This is a genomic window from Mesorhizobium sp. M2C.T.Ca.TU.002.02.1.1, from assembly GCF_003997225.1.
This window is the reverse complement of record NZ_RZTO01001345.1, coordinates 1-870: the sequence shown is the minus strand read 5'-3', so window position 1 is coordinate 870 and position 870 is coordinate 1. Positions and strand designations below refer to the sequence as shown.

The window sequence follows — 870 nt, the reverse complement described above, 5'->3', positions numbered from 1 at the left end:
GTCGTCGGCAAGCGTGAACGACATGCGCAGCGTGTTGCGGCCGGTGCCGTCGGCATAGAAGGCGTTGCCCGGCACGAAGGCGACGCGCGCCTCCTTGACCGAGCGCGCCAGCAGCTCGGTGGCGTCCGTGCCTTCCGGCAGCGTCAGCCAGACGAACATGCCGCCGTCCGGACGGCTCCAGGAAATGCCGTCGGGCATGTTGGCTTCGAGCGCGCCAAGCAGCGCGTCGCGCCGCTTGCGGTAGGCGCCGATCAGCTTGTCCACCTGGGCGTCGAAAATGGTTTCGGCGACGCGGTGCATGACCATCTGGTTGATCGAGGGGCTGTGCAGGTCGGAGGCCTGCTTCATCAGCACCAGCTTTTCCACCACATGACGCGGCGCGCAGACCCAGCCGACGCGCATGCCGGGCGACAGGATTTTCGAGAAGGAGCCGCAATAGAGCGTGCGCGCATGATCGATGCCGCCGGAGCGGGCGCAGTCGAGCGCCAGGATCGGTGGCACGCCCTCGCCGTCATAGCGCAGCGCGCGATAGGCGGCGTCCTCGATGACGGCGATGTCGAGCTCGCCGGCCAAGTCGAGGACCGCCTCGCGCTGCTTGATGTCCAAAGTATTGCCGGTCGGATTCGCGAAATCCGGCACCAGATAGGTGAACTTCACCTTGCCGCCATTTGCGGCCGCGGCAGCGCGATAGGCCTCCGGCGTCATGTTGCCACCGGCGGTGTTCAGCCGGTCATAGCGCGGCTCATAGGCGTTGAAGGCCTGCAGCGCGCCGAGATAGGTCGGCCAGGTGACCAAGGCCGTGTCGCCTGGCGACAGGAACAGCTTGCCGAGATAGTCGAGCGCTTGCTGCGAGCCGGAGGTGATGAAGAT

Annotated in this window: 1 protein-coding gene; it reads right to left on the bottom strand. The window is 66.3% G+C overall.

Features of this window, described 5'->3' with window-relative positions; translation table 11 throughout:
* The coding region (locus EOD07_RS36000) for a PLP-dependent aminotransferase family protein (protein WP_164772930.1) at window positions 1–870 on the bottom strand (870 nt) is incomplete at both ends.